The organism is Robertmurraya sp. FSL W8-0741 (genome assembly GCF_038004005.1).
Classification (GTDB): Bacteria; Bacillota; Bacilli; order Bacillales; family Cytobacillaceae; genus Robertmurraya; species Robertmurraya siralis.
This window is the reverse complement of the sequence record NZ_JBBOQG010000001.1, coordinates 4,363,761-4,382,003: the sequence shown is the minus strand read 5'-3', so window position 1 is coordinate 4,382,003 and position 18,243 is coordinate 4,363,761. Positions and strand designations below refer to the sequence as shown.

Annotated in this window: 14 protein-coding genes and 1 pseudogene; all 15 read left to right on the top strand. The window is 38.3% G+C overall.

The features are described from left to right. Positions 1-53 precede the first annotated feature (53 nt). Positions 54-947 carry an AraC family transcriptional regulator gene (locus NST02_RS21360; RefSeq protein ID WP_340949761.1) on the top strand — a complete coding sequence of 298 codons (894 nt, stop codon included), beginning with the start codon at positions 54-56 and terminating at the stop codon, positions 945-947. Between the two features lie 1,093 nt (positions 948-2,040). Continuing rightward, positions 2,041-2,576, top strand: a pseudogene (locus tag NST02_RS21350) (GNAT family N-acetyltransferase). A gap of 401 nt (positions 2,577-2,977) precedes the next feature. Continuing rightward, positions 2,978-4,069 (top strand): GntR family transcriptional regulator, encoded by a 1,092-nt coding sequence (locus NST02_RS21345; protein WP_340949760.1) that lies wholly within the window; start codon positions 2,978-2,980, stop codon positions 4,067-4,069. Positions 4,070-4,229: 160 nt separating this feature from the next. Beyond that, complete coding sequence (gene araD / locus NST02_RS21340; protein ID WP_137742946.1) at positions 4,230-4,928, top strand: L-ribulose-5-phosphate 4-epimerase; 699 nt, start codon at positions 4,230-4,232, stop codon at positions 4,926-4,928. 21 nt (positions 4,929-4,949) lie between these two features. After that, positions 4,950-6,644, top strand: a complete 1,695-nt coding sequence (locus NST02_RS21335) for a ribulokinase (protein WP_095309775.1) — start codon at positions 4,950-4,952, stop codon at positions 6,642-6,644. 17 nt (positions 6,645-6,661) lie between these two features. Beyond that, positions 6,662-8,152, top strand: a complete 1,491-nt coding sequence (gene araA / locus NST02_RS21330; protein WP_095309773.1) for an L-arabinose isomerase — start codon at positions 6,662-6,664, stop codon at positions 8,150-8,152. Positions 8,153-8,385: 233 nt separating this feature from the next. Beyond that, positions 8,386-9,468, top strand: coding sequence for a multiple monosaccharide ABC transporter substrate-binding protein (gene chvE / locus NST02_RS21325; protein WP_137742945.1), 1,083 nt, complete (start codon positions 8,386-8,388; stop codon positions 9,466-9,468). Positions 9,469-9,553: 85 nt separating this feature from the next. Then, positions 9,554-11,116 (top strand): multiple monosaccharide ABC transporter ATP-binding protein, encoded by a 1,563-nt coding sequence (gene mmsA, locus NST02_RS21320; protein ID WP_095309770.1) that lies wholly within the window; start codon positions 9,554-9,556, stop codon positions 11,114-11,116. After that, entirely contained in the window at positions 11,094-12,302 is a 1,209-nt protein-coding gene (mmsB, locus tag NST02_RS21315) for a multiple monosaccharide ABC transporter permease (protein ID WP_095309809.1), read from the top strand. The genes mmsA and mmsB overlap by 23 nt, the downstream gene beginning before the upstream one ends. Positions 12,303-12,818: 516 nt before the next feature. Continuing rightward, positions 12,819-13,787: a C-terminal binding protein gene (locus tag NST02_RS21310; RefSeq protein WP_095309768.1), complete on the top strand. Its 969-nt coding sequence runs from the start codon at positions 12,819-12,821 to the stop codon at positions 13,785-13,787. 4 nt (positions 13,788-13,791) lie between these two features. Next, complete coding sequence (locus tag NST02_RS21305) at positions 13,792-14,814, top strand: zinc-dependent alcohol dehydrogenase (protein WP_095309767.1); 1,023 nt, start codon at positions 13,792-13,794, stop codon at positions 14,812-14,814. Between the two features lie 12 nt (positions 14,815-14,826). After that, a complete protein-coding gene (locus NST02_RS21300) occupies positions 14,827-15,783 on the top strand; it encodes a sugar kinase (RefSeq protein ID WP_095309765.1) in 957 nt (318 codons plus the stop codon). A gap of 9 nt (positions 15,784-15,792) precedes the next feature. Further along, a complete protein-coding gene (locus tag NST02_RS21295; protein WP_095309807.1) occupies positions 15,793-16,446 on the top strand; it encodes a bifunctional 2-keto-4-hydroxyglutarate aldolase/2-keto-3-deoxy-6-phosphogluconate aldolase in 654 nt (217 codons plus the stop codon). Continuing rightward, positions 16,443-17,195, top strand: a complete 753-nt coding sequence (kduD, locus tag NST02_RS21290) for a 2-dehydro-3-deoxy-D-gluconate 5-dehydrogenase KduD (protein ID WP_095309763.1) — start codon at positions 16,443-16,445, stop codon at positions 17,193-17,195. Before NST02_RS21295 ends, kduD begins: the two co-directional genes overlap by 4 nt. A gap of 100 nt (positions 17,196-17,295) precedes the next feature. Further along, the gene (gene kduI / locus NST02_RS21285) at positions 17,296-18,126 is read left to right on the top strand and encodes a 5-dehydro-4-deoxy-D-glucuronate isomerase (RefSeq protein WP_095309761.1); all 831 of its coding nucleotides are present in this window, start codon (positions 17,296-17,298) and stop codon (positions 18,124-18,126) included. Positions 18,127-18,243 lie beyond the last annotated feature (117 nt).

Sequence of the window (18,243 nt, the reverse complement as noted above, 5' to 3'; positions counted from 1 at the left end):
ATGCCTAATAGTTACAGGGTTGTGTTGAGTAATAGGAAGTCATGTGATAGAATATGTGTATGAATAAAGTTTTGGATGAAATTATCGAGCTAATGAATAAAGCAGGTACTCGACCAATTGAAACCGGTGTACCGGGGCTAAGCATGATTAAGGGAGATATTCCAGCGCATCAACTCGCAGCGCTCTACAGTCCGATGATTGGTTTTACAGTTCAAGGAACAAAGATCCTTTCAATTGGGGAGCGTAGCACTACCCTGAAAGGTCCTTCATATCACGTGTTACCGGTACATGTTCCTGTAACCGCGAGTGTACATCCAGACCGTGATGGCCGTCCTTACATGGCCCTCGGTCTTGGGTTGAATCAGAATGTTCTTCAGAGCTTATTAAGAGATCTTCCCGAAGATCTAATACCAACTGCTTCTGAACATTTCGAAGCTTGTGAAATAGACATTGAATTTATGAAGGCATGGCTGCGCTTATTGAGATTAACGAAAACACCAAGAGATATTCCAGCTCTTGCACCAGCTTATGAACGAGAAATCCTTTACCGCGTTCTGATGGGACCGCAAGGATGGTATCTGAGGCAACTTGGCTTGCGAGAAAGTAATTTCTCTAAGATTTCTCAGACTGTAAAATGGCTCCGCGATAATTACACGAGGCCAATAGAAATCGGTGAGATGGCATCAAAATCTGGTATGGCTATAAATACCTTTCACCGTCAGTTTAAACGGGCAACGGGTTTAAGCCCTATTCAATTTCAAAAGCAATTAAGGCTTTTGGAGGCTAGAAACCTCATTGCATTTGAGGGCTATGCTGTAGCCAGTGCTGCATATCAAGTTGGCTATCGGAGTCCCTCACAGTTTAATCGAGAGTACTCCCGCTTCTTCGGTTTATCTCCAGCTCGGGACACTGAGAAACTAAGACGAATCGAAAGCGCAAGGGATTAGCTAGTCGCTTCTATCAAAGTAGGGGAATCAATAAGGAGAATAATGGTTGGGTATGTATAATGGCATAATTTGAAATATTCCCGGACTGGTCATTTGTTTTCAAAATAAATAGAGTTTAAAAAGCTATAAAGTAGGACTTTCTAAGGCGCTCATTAATAAGCAACGGAATTTTGCCCCCTTAGCGTTTATTGAATAAGTCAGGAGATAATTTAACAGGTAAAGGTTTATAAATTATAATATGGAGGAATTATACTTCATATTTCCCGGCAGGAACACCTCAGGAAACAGGCTGGAAAAAAGTTGTTTTTCAAGGCCCAGATGGCGAATTAATTGAGTTTCGAGGATAAAGGAATGTAATAATTTTATTTAGATAAATTATCAACAGTTATTTATAATGTTCACCAGCTAAAGCTTAGTCCTCCAGAGCATCTAGATGGCAGGATAATAAGCCCAGTTTAACTTTTTACAGCAAACGTTTGAAATTAAAAACATTCTGCCAAAGCCCCGCCAGGCTCAAGCGGCATCTTTATTGACCATTCAAGGCACGTGGAGTCCATTTCACAGTTAGTTTTAAAAAATGATTGAGGGGAAGTGTACCCCTCAATCCGTGCAAACTGATAGTATTTTCGGTTCGATTTTATCAATTAACTGTGATAACGCCTCGGATGTTACTATATTGAAATGTAAAAACCCTTTAAGTTGCTCTATGATGGGAGAGATATTACTTGGTTCGTGACTTTCTGCCATCTCCTTTTTCTAACTCAAGTTGTTGTAGCTTTTCTTGAACCATATTTACAAAGTCATTATACTCCTGTTTAGATTTTTCCTCGCTAATAAACTTTTGTAAGGCGCTCCGCTTTAGTTCTTTTTGTTTCTGAATTTGTTTTTCTTTCTCTCTCCTTTCTCAAAAGTAATCGTTTTATGGGTAAAAAAGTTGCGAAAATAAATATAAAACCATTGTAAACACCTAAAGAAAAGATACCTGCCTGAAGACTTGTATTTTCAGTTAGCTTTATAAAATGGGGATTTAAAGGAATTTCTATCTAAAATAACGAATTTAATATTAAAATTGATTTTGCTAGAGGAGATAAAAATGTTATTCCAAAATGGTAAGTTATTAGTTCGTAAATTAGAATTGAAGGATAACTATTTATTGGCTAAATGGCTTTCTGACCCTTTAGTTCTTGAATATTATGAAGGAAGAGACAATCCTTTTGATTTAGAAAGGTAAATAAGAAATTTTATCAGTGTAAAAACGGTGTAATCGGATGTATTGTAGAGTTTGAAAATATTGAAATTGGATATACCCAATATTATCAATTGGATAATGAGACAAGAAATTTGTATGGGTATGTAGATGTTCCTGATATTATATATGGAATTGATCAATTTATAGGAGAAATCGAATATTGGAATAGGGGTATTGGAACCCTTCTTGTTAAATCAATGGTAGAGTTTTTAGTTGAACAGAAACAAGCAGATAGAGTGGTTATGGATCCTCAAACATCGAATAAGAGAGCAATTCGATGTTATGAAAAGTGTGGTTTTGAAAGGGTCAAACTTTTGCCCAAAAATGAACTTCATGAAGGAGAATATCGAGATTGTTGGTTGATTGAGTATATAAAATAAATTTTGGCATAAATAATACGTTAAATTTGCTAGATGGGTGCACATACCTTATTAATGTTTTACTTTTATTGAATGAAATTGACTATATTGTCTTAGCAAGTGCACAGATTTTACATTTTGACAATTTTACTAGTTCAGCTACTTCGAGTGCGGTGAGTATTTTCTAGTTGTGTTCACTAACAATAAATATAAGAAAGGTTCTTAAAAATCATTCGTTTGTTTTTGTTGAAATAATCCTTTATTCATTCTCTCTTTGTTTAGAGAAAATGAATAGAAGATGAGAAAAAATAAAGTTACATCACTATCTGTACGTACAATTTTTATAAAAACGCTGATTTTTTCTATTTTTCTTGTATAATTAAGAGAAATACAAAATATGAACGTACAAGTGAGTGAAGACCATGACAATAAAGTACAAGCAGATAAAAGAAGAGATAAAATCTTGGATTCTAGAGGGAATCATTCAGCCTGATGAGAAGATCCAGTCAGAACACGAACTGGCTGAATCTTTCGGAGTCAGCCGACATACAATTAGACAGGCTCTGAGTGAACTTGTTCATGAAGAGTGGTTGTACAGACAACAAGGAAGGGGGACATTTTGTAAGAACCAAAGCAAGAGGAATCTTAAACAAATTGATCGGACCATTGGCATTATTACGACATCGATTTCCGATTATATTTTTCCATCCATCATTCGAGGAATAGAATCCTATTTAAGTGAAAAAGGGTATAACTTGATATTGGCAAGTACAAATCATGATATTAGCAGAGAGCGTAAATGTCTCGAAAATATGCTCGGAAAAAAACTTGATGGGCTCATTGTAGAACCGACGAAAAGTGCACTTTATAATCCAAATCTGAATACGTACTTAAGTATTGAAAAAAACCATATCCCCTATGTGATGATTAATGCATTTTATTCGGAGCTTCAACCAGCAAGTATTACTGTTGATGATGAGCTTGGAGGATTCAAGGCAGGAGAGCATCTTCTTCGGTTAGGTCATCGGAGAATTGGGGGAATTTTCAAGATCGATGACAAGCAGGGTGTCAATCGGATGAAAGGATTTATGAGAGCGTTGCGGGAACATAATATCTCGATTTTGCCAGGTACGATGATTACTTTTCATACTGAGGATAGGCATACGAAACCGATTCAAGAGGTACAAAAATTATTAAAAGAGGCGAATCCTCCCACAGCTTTTTTCTGTTATAATGATGAGATTGCCCTCATGATTTTAAATGTTCTCCGTGATATGCAACTGAGGGTACCTGAAGATATTTCAATTGTAGGGTTTGATGATTCTCAACTTGCGGTAGCTTCAGAGGTGAAATTCACTACCTTAACCCATCCTCAAACAGAAATGGGATTGCTTGCAGCAAAAATGATTGTAGATGCCCTTGAAGAAGGGAAAGAATTATCGGTGAATGATCAAGTGGTCTATGAACCGGAGCTAGTTATTCGGAATTCTACAAAAGATATAAATAAAAACTGACTTTTTTTTAAGAAAAGGTCAGTTTTTTTGCTTTAACATGTACGTACATTATGAAAAAAAAATACAAATTTTAGTGATATATTCGAAAAATAGTTGTCAACTTGTACGTACATATATATAATGGGTTTATAGTTATCTTTTTCCAAAAGGAGTGAGTGCAATGCTCAAGCAATTAAAGGAAGAAGTTCTTGCAGCAAACTTAGATTTACCACGGTATCAATTGGTAGCGTTTACATGGGGGAACGTGAGTGGAGTGAACCGGGAACAAGAGCTGATGGTCATTAAGCCGAGCGGTGTACCTTACAATAAGTTAAAAGTAAATGATATGGTCGTTGTTCGTTTAAACGATGGGGAAGTGGTCGAAGGGGATTTACGACCATCATCAGATACTCCGACTCATTTAGTTTTATACCGGACTTTCTCTGAGATAGGTGGGATTGTCCACACACATTCCGCGAATGCGACTAGTTGGGCGCAGGCTGGCAAGGGAATCCCTGTGTTGGGAACGACTCATGCTGACTATTTTTATGGGGAAGTACCGTGTACAAGAGAATTGTCTGAGAAGGAAATTATTGGGAATTACGAGATTGAGACGGGTCAAGTAATTGTAGAAACGTTTAAAAATCGAGGGTTAAAGCCGTTATCTATTCCGGGGGTTCTTGTCCATGGCCATGCTCCTTTTGTTTGGGGGAAAGATGCTGACAATGCCGTTCATAACGCTGTCGTACTTGAAGAAGTAGCCAAAATAGCAACGCATACCTATCTTCTAAATAAAGATTTAAAACCAATCGATCAAAGATTACTAGATAGGCATTTTCTTAGAAAGCATGGTGTGAATGCTTATTATGGTCAAAAATAACAGATAGCAAGGGTGAAGCTAATGGAAAGAAAATATGTAATTGGCATTGACTACGGTACAGAGTCGGGGCGTGCTGTGCTGGTGGATTTATCAGATGGTACTGAGGTAGCGGAGCATGTGACTCCTTACGCCCACGGGGTTATCGACAAAAATCTTCCGGGAACTGGAGAGGAATTAGAACATGATTGGGCTCTTCAACATCCAAATGATTATATTGACGTTCTCATACGATCTGTCCCAGAAATTATGAATTTATCCGGAGTAAGTTCACAACAAATCGTCGGGATAGGCATCGACTTTACGGCATGTACAATGCTGCCGGTTGATGAAAACGGTACCCCTCTTTGTCTTTTGGAAGAGTTTGCAGGAAAACCGCACAGCTGGGTAAAGCTATGGAAACACCATGCTGCCCAAAGCGAAGCGAACCGATTAAATGAGATTGCCGGGCAGCGGGGAGAAAAGTTTCTTAAACGATACGGAGGGAAAATTTCCTCTGAGTGGATGATCGCAAAGGTCTGGCAAATTCTAAATGAAGCACCGGATATCTATAAACGGACGGATTTGTTCTTAGAGGCAACGGACTGGGTAGTTTATAAAATGACCGGAAATATCAAGAGAAATAGCTGTACAGCTGGGTATAAATCGATTTGGCACAAAAGAGAGGGCTATCCAGCGAATGATTTTTTTAAGGAATTAGATCCTCGATTAGAGTATTTAACAGAAACTAAACTTCGAGGTGAAATTGTACCGCTTGGATCAAGGGCGGGAACTTTATCAGAGGAAATGGCATTTTCTATGGGATTAATCCCTGGAATAGCTGTTGCTGTTGGAAATGTTGATGCCCATGCGGCAGTACCTGCTGTCGGAGTTGTCACTCCGGGAAAAATGGTTATGGTTATGGGTACGTCGATTTGCCATATGCTCCTTGGTGAAGAAGAAAAAGAAGTAGAGGGAATGTGCGGGGTTGTAGAAGACGGTATTATTCCTGGTTATCTAGGATATGAAGCCGGTCAATCCGCTGTAGGTGATATTTTTGCCTGGTATGTGGATCAAGGGGTTCCCGTTTATACAAAGGAAGCGGCTGAACGAGCAGGGATGAATATTCATGAATGGCTGGAGAAACAGGCAGCAACATATATGCCAGGTGAAACGGGATTACTGGCTTTAGATTGGTGGAATGGAAACCGTTCGGTTCTTGTTGATACAGATTTAACAGGCATACTTTTGGGAATGAGCTTATTAACCAAGCCGGAGGAGATCTACCGGTCTTTGCTTGAGGCAACTGCATTCGGCACACGCAAAATTGTTGACGCTTTCAATCAGCATGGCGTTCCTGTATATGAGCTCTATGCCTGCGGAGGTTTACCACAAAAAAATAGGCTTCTTATGCAAATTTATGCAGATGTCACAAATCTTGAAATAAAGGTGGCCGCCTCTCGCCAAACACCTGCCTTAGGTGCTGCAGTGTTTGCAGCAGTTGCAGCAGGCAGGGAAAATGGCGGCTATGATTCCATCGTTGATGCGGCAAACAAGATGGGCCGTGTTCGTGAAGAGTCCTTTAAGCCAATTCCTGAAAATGTGGAAATTTACGAGAAACTTTATAAAGAGTATTCGGCGTTGCACGATTACTTTGGCCGAGGAGACAATGATGTAATGAAACGCTTAAAAGCGATTAGAGAGGAAGTCGTCTACCAGAAAATGAAAGTGAAAAATTAATTGGGGGAGGCAACGTTGTGCGTGGATTAGAACAGTATGAATTTTGGTTTGTTACAGGAAGTCAGCATTTATATGGAGCAGAATCTTTATTAGAGGTTGAGGATCATGCAAAACAAATGATTGCCGGATTAAATGATTCATCTCTGTCCTTTAAAATCGTCTTTAAACCGGTTTTAACTACACCAGAGGGCATTCACAAGTTTATGTTTGAAGCAAACTCAAATCCAAATTGTGCAGGGATTATTGCTTGGATGCACACTTTTTCCCCTGCAAAAATGTGGATAGCCGGTTTAGCATCGCTACAAAAGCCAATGCTTCACCTGCATACTCAGTTTAACCAAGATATTCCGTGGAGCCAAATTGATATGGATTTCATGAATTTAAATCAATCAGCGCACGGGGATCGTGAATTTGGCTTCATGACAACTCGAATGGGAGTACCACGAAAAGTGGTGGTAGGTTATTGGAATCATTCATCTGTAAGAGACAAATTAGAGAAGTGGATGTATACTGCCGTAGCATTTGTTGAAGGGAAACAATTAAAGGTTGCTCGCTTCGGAGATAACATGCGGCAAGTAGCTGTCACAGAAGGTGATAAGGTTGAGGCGCAAATTCAATTTGGATGGTCGACCAATGGGTACGGTGTAGGGGACTTAGTTTCCATGGTTAATGATATTTCAGAATCCGCCGTTTCAGAATTGCTAGATGAATACGATGAATTATACGATATCATACCTGAAGGAAGACGGGGAGGACAGGTTAGGGATGCTATTCGTGAACAGGCAAGAATTGAACTCGGTTTAACTGCCTTTTTAGAAGAAGGAAATTTTGGAGCATTTACTACTTCCTTTGAGGATCTTCATGGACTGAAGCAGCTACCTGGCTTAGCCGTCCAGCGTTTAATGGCAAAAGGCTACGGTTTTGGCGGAGAAGGGGATTGGAAAACAGCAGCAATGACTAGAGTCTTGAAAATTATGGCGGCAGGGAAAGAAACCTCTTTTATGGAAGATTACACCTATCATTTTGAACGAGGGAATGAGCTTGTCTTAGGTTCTCACATGCTGGAAATATGTCCATCTGTTGCGGCTAATAAGCCAAGGATAGAGGTTCATCCACTAGCAATTGGCGGAAAAGAAGATCCTGCACGTCTTGTGTTTGATGGAGTTGAAGGTCCGGCAATTAACGCTTCTTTAATTGACTTAGGAAATCGCTTCCGTCTGATTATTAATGAGGTAGAAGCAGTGAAGGCGCCGAAGGAGATGCCTAAATTACCAGTTGCAAGAGTACTATGGAAGCCATATCCTTCTTTAAGTGAATCTGCAGCCGCATGGATATACGCGGGTGGTGCCCATCATACAGTATTCTCGACTCAAATTACAACGGAACAACTCGTTGATTGGGCGGAAATGGCTGGAATAGAGTATGTCATTATTAACAAAGAGACAAAGCTGGTTTCATTTAAGCAGGATTTGAAAATCCGTGATTTAGCTTTCAAACTATCAAATTAAGAAAATTTTAAATATTTAAAATTTAACTATTGCAAAAATTGGTAATAATATCCTATAATATTTGTACGTACAATTGTGTTTTGGATGTAAGGAATCCGATGTTATAACGTTGTTATTGTACGTACATCTAATTTTTCATATTAAAATGAAAGCGTATTCTAATGGTTGTTCTTGGACGTACACCTTTAATCGGGTTGTATGTATAAAAAAAGAAATGAAAGTGAGGTACTTCAATGAAAAAGGTTCTAGGATTTTTGTTGCTCTTCACTCTTGTCTTTACACTTGCTGCTTGTTCTGGTAGCAGTGAGTCAAGTGGTGGAGATGGAGACAAAGGGTTTGTAGGAATTGCCATGCCAACGAAATCATCTGAAAGATGGATAAATGATGGAAACTACATGAAAGAGGAGTTTGAAAAATTAGGCTATAAAGTGGACTTACAGTATGCAGAGGATGTCGTGGAAAATCAAGTTTCTCAAATTGAAAACATGATTACAAAAGGCGTCAATATTCTTGTTATCGCTTCCATTGACGGCGAAGCATTAACCGATGTCCTGGAGAAAGCAGCAGCGCAAGATATTAAGGTTATCGCCTACGATCGTTTAATTAAAAAATCAGAGCATGTAAGCTATTACGCAACTTTTGATAATTTTAAAGTTGGGGTTCAGCAAGGCTCTTATATCGAAGAGAAATTGGGATTAAAAGATGGGAAAGGTCCATTTAACATCGAATTGTTTGCAGGATCACCTGATGATAATAATGCATACTTCTTCTTTGATGGTGCTATGTCAATACTACAACCATATATAGATTCTGGTAAATTAGTTGTGCAAAGTGGTCAAACTGATTTTGAGCAAGTGGCTACTTTACGTTGGGATGGAGCAACAGCCCAAGCTCGAATGGATAATCTATTAAGCTCAAATTATACAACTGAAAATGTAGATGCCGTTTTATCACCATATGATGGGATTAGCATAGGTATTCTTTCGTCTTTAAAAGGTGTTGGCTATGGTTCAGCTGATAAACCAATTCCAATTGTTACTGGACAGGACGCTGAACTAGCTTCTATTAAATCAATCATTGCTGGTGAGCAGACACAAACCGTATTTAAAGATACGCGTGAATTGGCAAAAAAGGCTGTTGAAATGGCTGAAGCAGTGTTAAAAGGAGAAGAAGCGGAAGTGAATGATACTGAGACTTATGATAATGAGGTAAAAGTTGTCCCTTCTTATCTATTAGAACCAGTGTCAGTTGACATTACAAATTATGAATCAGTCTTAGTTGACAGCGGTTACTATACGGCGGACCAGCTTCAGTAATTTTTAAAGCCGATGAAATGATTTAGTGGTTGTTCCTAAAACAATCACTAAATTATTTCATACATTTTGAAGGCGAGGTGAGTGTATGTCGAAATTTATTTTAGAAATGATTGGAATTACAAAGGAATTTCCAGGGGTAAAAGCGCTTGATAATGTCAATTTACAAGTGAAAGAGGGAGAAATCCATGCTTTATGCGGGGAGAATGGAGCTGGTAAATCAACGCTTATGAAGGTGCTGAGCGGAGTATATCCGTATGGTTCCTACTCAGGGGATATTCTTTTTAAAGGAAACACTTGTCAATTCAAGGATATTAAACAAAGTGAAAAATTAGGAATTGTGATTATCCATCAAGAGCTCGCGTTAATTCCTGAGCTTTCGATTGCAGAAAATATTTTTCTTGGAAATGAACAATCGAGAAGAGGGATTATTAACTGGAATGAAACGACAGTCAAAACAAAAAAGCTATTGAAAACGGTAGGGTTAGCAGAATCGCCATCTACGTTAATAACAAATATTGGAGTTGGAAAACAGCAGTTAGTGGAAATTGCGAAGGCTCTATCAAAAGAGGTTAAGCTTCTAATACTAGATGAGCCTACTGCTGCGTTAAATGAAGATGATAGTGAAAACCTGCTTAATCTTTTATTACATTTAAAGAAGCAAGGGATTACGTCCATTATCATTTCTCATAAACTTAATGAAATTTCTAAAGTGGCGGACGCCATTACGATTCTACGTGATGGTCAAACGATTGAAACCATTGATGTAATGGATGGAGGTATATCTGAGGATCGAATCATTAAAGGAATGGTTGGACGTGATTTAACAAATCGCTATCCAGAAAGGGTATCGAATATTGGAGAAGTTATTTTTGCAGTGGAAAATTGGAATGTGTATCATCCCCTTCATAGTGAACGGAAAATTATTGATCAAGTTAATTTAACGATAAAAAAAGGAGAAGTTGTAGGGATTGCTGGTTTGATGGGTGCGGGAAGAACAGAACTGGCGATGAGTATTTTTGGTAAATCTTATGGACAAAAAATAAGCGGACGCCTATTTAAACATGGGAAAGAGCTTGATATAAAGAATATTCCAGATGCGATTAACAATGGTTTAGCCTATGTCACTGAAGATCGCAAACAATATGGCTTAATTCTTATTGATGATATTAAAACGAACATCACTTTATCCAACTTAGAAAAAATTTCGAAAACAAAAGTCGTGAATCAACATAAAGAAGTGATCGAAGCTGAAAGCTTTCGCCAAAAAATGAATATTAAAACGCCAAGTGTTTTTCAGAAAACGGGTAATTTAAGCGGAGGAAACCAGCAAAAGGTTGTCTTAAGTAAATGGATTTTCTCAGACCCGGATATCCTCATTTTGGATGAACCAACAAGAGGAATTGACGTTGGGGCAAAATACGAGATTTATACCATCATCAACCAACTGGCCAATGAAGATAAAGGGGTACTGCTGATCTCATCTGAGCTCCCGGAAATATTAGGGATGTGCGACCGAATATACGTTATGAGTGAGGGAAGAATCACAGGAGAATTATTGAAAGATGATGCCACTCAAGAAAATATCATGAAATATATGACATATGAAAGGGGGCAATACCATGAGCATGAAGCCGCAAATTCAAAATGACGTTAGTCTGGAAAATAAATCGACAACTTCCATACTTCAAGTATTGAAAAGCAATATGCGCCAATACGGGATGTTTTTTGCCCTGGTCTTAATTATCCTCTTATTCCAACTATTAACCGAAGGAATACTGCTTAAACCGTTAAATATTACGAATATTATTTTGCAGAACAGTTATATTTTAGTGTTAGCTATTGGAATGGTACTTGTTATTATTACAGGACATATTGATTTATCGGTAGGGTCAATTGCTGCATTTGTAGGAGCGATATCAGGTATCTTGATTATTAACCATAACATCCCAACCATTTTGGCGATACTTATTTGTTTAATCATTGGTGCAGTGATTGGTGCATGGCAAGGCTTTTGGATAGCGTATGTGAAAATCCCGGCCTTCATTGTTACCTTAGCAGGCATGCTTTTGTTTAGAGGAGCAACGATGCTTGTCTTAGATGGCCAATCGATTGCCCCTTATCCAAAATCCTTCCAGGGCATAAGCTCAGGATTTATTCCTGATCCTATAGGAAACGGTGGGCTACATATTTTAACAATTTTACTCGGGCTTGTTTTTTCTATTATTTATATTCTAATGGAACAAAGAAACAGAAAAAACCAACTTCGTTATGACTTTGAGGTTTCCTCCAATGGCCTATACATTGGAAAATTGGTAGGTATTGTCGCTCTCATTAATATATTCACGTACGTATTAGCGACATATGAAGGAATTCCAACGATTTTAATCATCCTATTTACATTAATTCTTTTATACACTTTTGTAATGAAGAAGACAGTCATGGGCAGACATGTTTATGCGATAGGAGGAAATGAAAAAGCTGCGAGTCTTACAGGGGTAAAAACAAAGAAAGTCACCTTCCTGGTGTTTGTCAATATGGGAGTATTATCAGCCCTCTCGGGGATAATCTTTGCAGCGCGGCTAAATGCAGCAACTCCTAAAGCCGGTAACCTTTTCGAACTGGATGCAATTGCTGCATGTTTTATCGGTGGGGCAAGCGCATACGGTGGGATCGGAACGGTCGGCGGAGCGATTGTCGGTGGTCTTGTTATGGGAGTTATGAATAACGGTATGTCACTCATGGGGCTCGGTATTGATTGGCAGCAAGGAATTAAAGGGCTTGTTCTGTTATTAGCGGTTGCATTTGATATATATAATAAGAATAAGGCTTCTTAAAAAATGGAGAAAATAACTATTATTTTGTGCAAGACTAGTTCATAGATATAGACAAATATTTTGTATGCATTAAATCGAGAAATAGAATTTGGAGGGAAGATCGAAGCTTTATTGTCCAAATGTATTTTTTTGTAAAATTTTTCTATATGAAATATCCTTTATTAATGGGTTTTTAGGGGTTGCCACCTGACTTATCCATGATAAAGGATTTTTTTTTGTCTCAAATAATAAAGATTACATTTTGGTATTTAAATGTATGCCAGTAAATGATTTTATCTCAGTTTCCATTTATCCAGAAACTAAAGAGAAATACTCTTCTACCGTTAACTCAAGCTGAAAGCAGTTAGGGATGATTGATTATTTCGTGCCGATTCCTTTTTTTGTTTAGAAAAAATCCTTGTTGAAAGCGTTGACATCGAAATGAAAAAGAATTATATTTTAATTGGAACAAAGTTCCGGAACAAAGTTCCAAAATAAAGTTACGATCGAAACCAAATAAATTTAAAGGGTGATCTGATGAATGTTTATATAACGGATTGCGATCATGATTCTATTGAGATTGAAAAAGAGGTTTTGAAACCGATTACAAGTGATGTAATGTGGTTCAATTGTTCCACCGAAGAAGAGGTTATTGAACAATGTAAAGAGGCAGAAGGTGTAATTGTCCAATATGCTCCGTTTACAAGAAGAGTTTTCGAGCATTTACCAAACTTAAAAGTGATATCCCGTTATGGAGTAGGCGTAGATACTATTGATTTAGATGCGGCAAGTGAGTACGGTGTTCAAGTATGTAATGTTCCTGATTATGGAGTTAATGAGGTTTCCGACCATGCATTTGCGTTAATGATGGCCCTAGCACGGAAGATTCCTCAAATGAGTCGAAATGTAAAGAACAATGAATGGGATTACAAAAAAGCTATTCCATTATATCGACTTCAAGAGCAAACTGTTGGTGTTATTGGTTTAGGGAGAATCGGCAACTGCTTAGCAGAGAAGGTGCATGGACTTGGCATGAATGTGATTGGTTACGATCATACGAGAAGTCGGAAATATTTCCCTTCTTTCGTAAAGTCAGTAACCTTAGAGGAAATGCTAGCAACAGCAGATATCATTTCAATCCATATTCCGTTAACAATAGAAACAAGAAATTTAATAGGTAGGGAAGAGTTTCAGTTGATGAAGGAAACCGCCTATATAGTTAACACTGCACGTGGCGGAATTATTGATGAAAAAGCCCTTTTAGAAGCTTTAGAACAACGGCAAATAGCTGGTGCTGCTCTTGATGTATTTGAAACGGAACCACCAATTAATTCAGAATTATTTAAGTTTGATAATTTTATAGCTACACCTCATATTGCGTGGTACTCAATAGAGGCTGGTCAAGAATTAAAACGGAAGGCAGCCGAAGAGGTTCTAAGAGTGTTAACAAACAAAAAGCCAGAATATCCGGTAAATAAGGTTTTTTCAGAAAATGTAAAGGGATGAAAATATGTCATATCAAACTATGAAAAGCATCGTTTATCAAGGACCTCAACAAATCAGTGTGAAAAATGTTCCAATCCCTGTTCCAAACTCAGATGAAGTATTAATAAAAGTAAGTCATGCCGGAATTTGCGGTTCTGATTTAAATATTTATACAGGTTCTCACCCGAGGGCCACACCTCCGTTAATCCTTGGGCATGAATTTTCTGGAACGATCGTTCAAGGAAACGGCCATTTTCAAGAAGGTCAACATGTTACAGTCTATCCCCTTATTTCATGTGGAGAATGTTTTACTTGTAAGAGTAGCCATAGTTATGTTTGTGAACATTTAGGATTGTATGGGATTGATGCAGCTGGAGGGATGGCTGAATATGTAAAGGTGCCTGCGGATGTAGTCATTCCAATTCCAGAAAACGTATCTTTTAAAACGGCCGCATTTATTGAACCGTTAGCTGTTACTGTACATGCTGTAAAACGCGCTAATGCTAAAAGAGGAGATACAGCTGTCATTTTTGGAGCTGGAACAATCGGTTTAAATTTAGCTGCAGTTCTAAAATTATCGGGCATAGAGAGAATCATGGTAGCAGAAACGAATCCCTACCGACTACAGGTCGTAAAAAGTCTTGGGTTTGTGGCTATTGACTCCAATCATGATGATGTCATTCAGGTTGTTAAAGATTTTACTGAAGGGGTGGGAGCAGATCTTGTCTTCGACTGTGCAGCTCATCCATCTGTCGCGGCCTTATTAACTAAGGTTGTCCGTGTGAAAGGAACGATTGAAATTGTTGGGTCATATAGAAGACCAGCAGAATTCCACCTCCTTGATATTGAATTTAAAGAACTTGATATAGTAGGAACCCGTGTGTATGAAAAGGAAGACTTTAAAAAAGCAGTGACGCTAATCAATTCTGATTTTCCTTTTGATAAATTGATAACTCATGTATTTCCTATTGAACAGGCTCAAAAAGGCTTTGACATACTACTTTCTGGAGGTGATGCAATTAAGGTAATGTTCAGTTTTGATGATTAAGGAGGTCTATTTATGATATTGGATGTATTAACGATTGGGGAAACAATGGGCCTATTTATGCCAAGTGATTTTGAGCAAAAGCTAAAAACGCAAACGATCGTTACAAAAAGTATAGGTGGATCGGAAACGAATGTGGCGATTGGAATTTCACGTTTGGGGAGAAAGTCTGGTTGGTTCAGCTTATTAGGAAAAGACCCTTTTGGTGACGAGATTTTATACAGGTTAAGGGCTGAAGGCGTTGATACCTCAGCTGTCCGTCAAACGGATGGGAGAACGGGATTAATGCTGAAGGAGAAGTCACTAACAGGCGACCCGAGAGTATTTTATTATCGGGAAAATTCAGCAGCAACGCACATGAATCCAGAAGATTTGCCAATTGAATTAATTAAAACATCACGTATTCTTCATATCACCGGTATTACCCCCGCATTAAGTAAAAATTGTCAAGAAACAATTGAAACAGCAGTTGACATAGCCAAAGAAAATGGGGTGAAAGTCAGTTTTGATCCGAATATTAGAATGAAGCTGTGGGACGTTGAAACAATGAGGGAAGTGCTGCTTCCTTTAGCGAAAAAGTCAGACCTATTTTTTCCCGGATTAAATGAGGCTCATCTATTGTTAAATAATTCAAATTTAACACCTGATGAATGTATCCAATGTTTTCTGGACTGGGGCATCCCAGAAGTTATTTTGAAGCTAGGGGCAAAGGGAGCAATTTCCGCCACCTCAACTGAAAAATTTGAAGCTGAAAGCTTTCCAGTTATTGAGGTCGATTCTGTTGGGGCTGGTGATGGCTTCTGTGCAGGCTATTTAGTTGGCTACTTAAATCAATTATCCATATCTGAAAGAACTGAACTCGCCAATGCAGTTGGTGCAATCGTAGTAGGTAGAAAAGGTGATTATGAGGGATTGCCGACAATGGATGAGGTAGAGGAGTTTCTAGGTAAAATAAAAATTGTCACACGATAGGTGAAAAAAATGGAGAAGAGAATTGCCCTTTATCAAAAAATCAAAAGGGAAAAATTAATCGCAGTTATAAGGACTGATTCAAAAGAAGACGCTCGAAAAATAATAGATGCTGCTGTTGAAGGCGGTATAAACATTATTGAAATAACCATGACCATCCCAGGTGCAATGGATTTAATTAAAGAAGTAAAGAATCACTACAAAGATACTGTATGTGTAGGAGCAGGAACAGTTTTAAGCTCAGAAGCAGCTCAAAATGTCATAGATGCAGGAAGTGAATTTGTTGTAACCCCTCATTTTGATGAGGAAATTATTAAACTTTGTCATTTATGTCAAGTGTTTGTCATCCCAGGAACAATTGTCCTAAAGGATATGGTTCAAGCTTTAAAATTAGGGTGCACTCTCATTAAATTATTCCCTGCAAATTTATTAGGAGTCAATGCAATCAGAAGCTTTAAAGGTCCATTACCTGATGTTGAAATTATACCAACAGGTGGTGTTAATCTCGAAACCATCAAGGATTGGCTTGATGGTGGGGCGATCGGTGTTGGTATTGGCAACGACCTATCAAAAAAAGCATTGCAAACAAATGACTTTTCATACGTTACAAAATACGCGCAACAATTGGTAAATAAAATCTTAGACTGGGAGAGGGAAAAGGAATGAAACTATTTGATTTAACAGGGAAATTGGCCATTGTTACTGGAGCAAGTCAAGGCCTTGGTAAAGGAATTGCCACAGGGCTTGCAACAGCTGGAGCAGATATTATTATTATTGACCGAAAAAAAAATGAAGATACGGTTAAGGATATTCAAGAATTAGGGGTTAAGTGTGAGGCAATTGAATTTGATCTTGGCATGATTGAAAAATATGATGAGTTGGTAAAAAATATCCATCGGAAATATGGCCATATTGACATTTTAGTTAACAATGCTGGTGTCCAAAAGAGACACCCAGCAGTTGAGTTTCCGCAAGAAGATTGGGATTTTGTTATTCGAATTAATATGAATGCAGTTTTTTTCCTATGTCAATCGGTTGGTAAAGTGATGCTGCAACAAGGAAGCGGGAAAGTGATTAACATGGCCTCACTACTGTCCTTTCAAGGCGGTTATACCATTCCTGCCTATACTGCTAGTAAATCAGCAGTGATGGGATTCACCAAAGCGCTTGCTAATGAATGGGCGGTTCAAGGTGTAAATGTGAACTGTATTGCTCCGGGATATATGGAAACAGCAATGAATACGGCCATTATAGATGATGAGTCAAGAAATCGTCAAATTTCAGAAAGAATACCAGCAGGCCGTTGGGGAACACCAGAAGATTTAGCTGGAGCAGCTGTGTTCTTGGCATCATCAGCATCAGACTATGTTAACGGTCACACATTAGTTGTAGATGGTGGCTGGCTGGGACGTTAAATTTTCTTCAAATGAAATACCATACTGATTTCTCGGTAGCATCTAAAGAAAATCAATAATAGCGGAAATATAGTTTTCCGTAATGAAAGGAAGAGTTGGATTGGAAACACGTTATACACATAGTCCAGAAGATATTCGCCATTATTCGACCGAACAGCTGCGCAGAGAGTTTCTTGTTGAAACAATATTTGTTCCAGGTGAAGTGAAACTTACTTACACTCATAATGATCGTATGATATTCGGCGGTGTTATGCCAAAGAATGAAGCATTATCAATTGAACTTTCTTCTGAATTGGGTGTTTCATACTTTTTGGAACGCCGTGAACTGGGAGTCATTAATATTGGTGGCCCTGGTTCAATAATCATTGAAGGAACTGAAGAACAAATGAATAAGCAGGATGGATATTACATTGGGAAAGAAACTAAAGAATTAGCATTTAAGTCTGATAACCCAGATCATCCGGCTAAATTTTATATCGTGTCTACCCCTGCACATCATAAATACCCTAACGTAAAAATCAGTATTAATAAGATTACACCCAGATTAGCTGGGGAACCGGAAACATTGAATCAGCGGAGAATTTACCAATATATCCATCCGAATATCTGTGAGAGCTGTCAGCTTCAAATGGGATACACCATTTTATCTCAAGGAAGCTCCTGGAATACAATGCCCTGCCATACCCATGAGAGAAGAATGGAAACCTATCTGTATTTTGATATGGAAGAGGATATGAGGGTTTTTCATCTAATGGGGATTCCCGATGAAACGAAACATCTAGTTGTAGCTAATGAACAAGCATGTATTTCACCAAGCTGGTCCATACATTCAGGTGTTGGAACAAAGGATTATTCCTTCATCTGGGCGATGTGCGGTGAGAATATTACTTATGATGATATGGATCATGTGCCAATGGACAAATTAAGATAACAGACAAGATATCACAGGCCATGTTTATGCTTCTAGATTGGTAGAAAAATAGATATAACAAGTGCTCTATTCTGATTTCAGGTTTAGTAGAATTTTAGTTTAGCTGAAATCTCAATC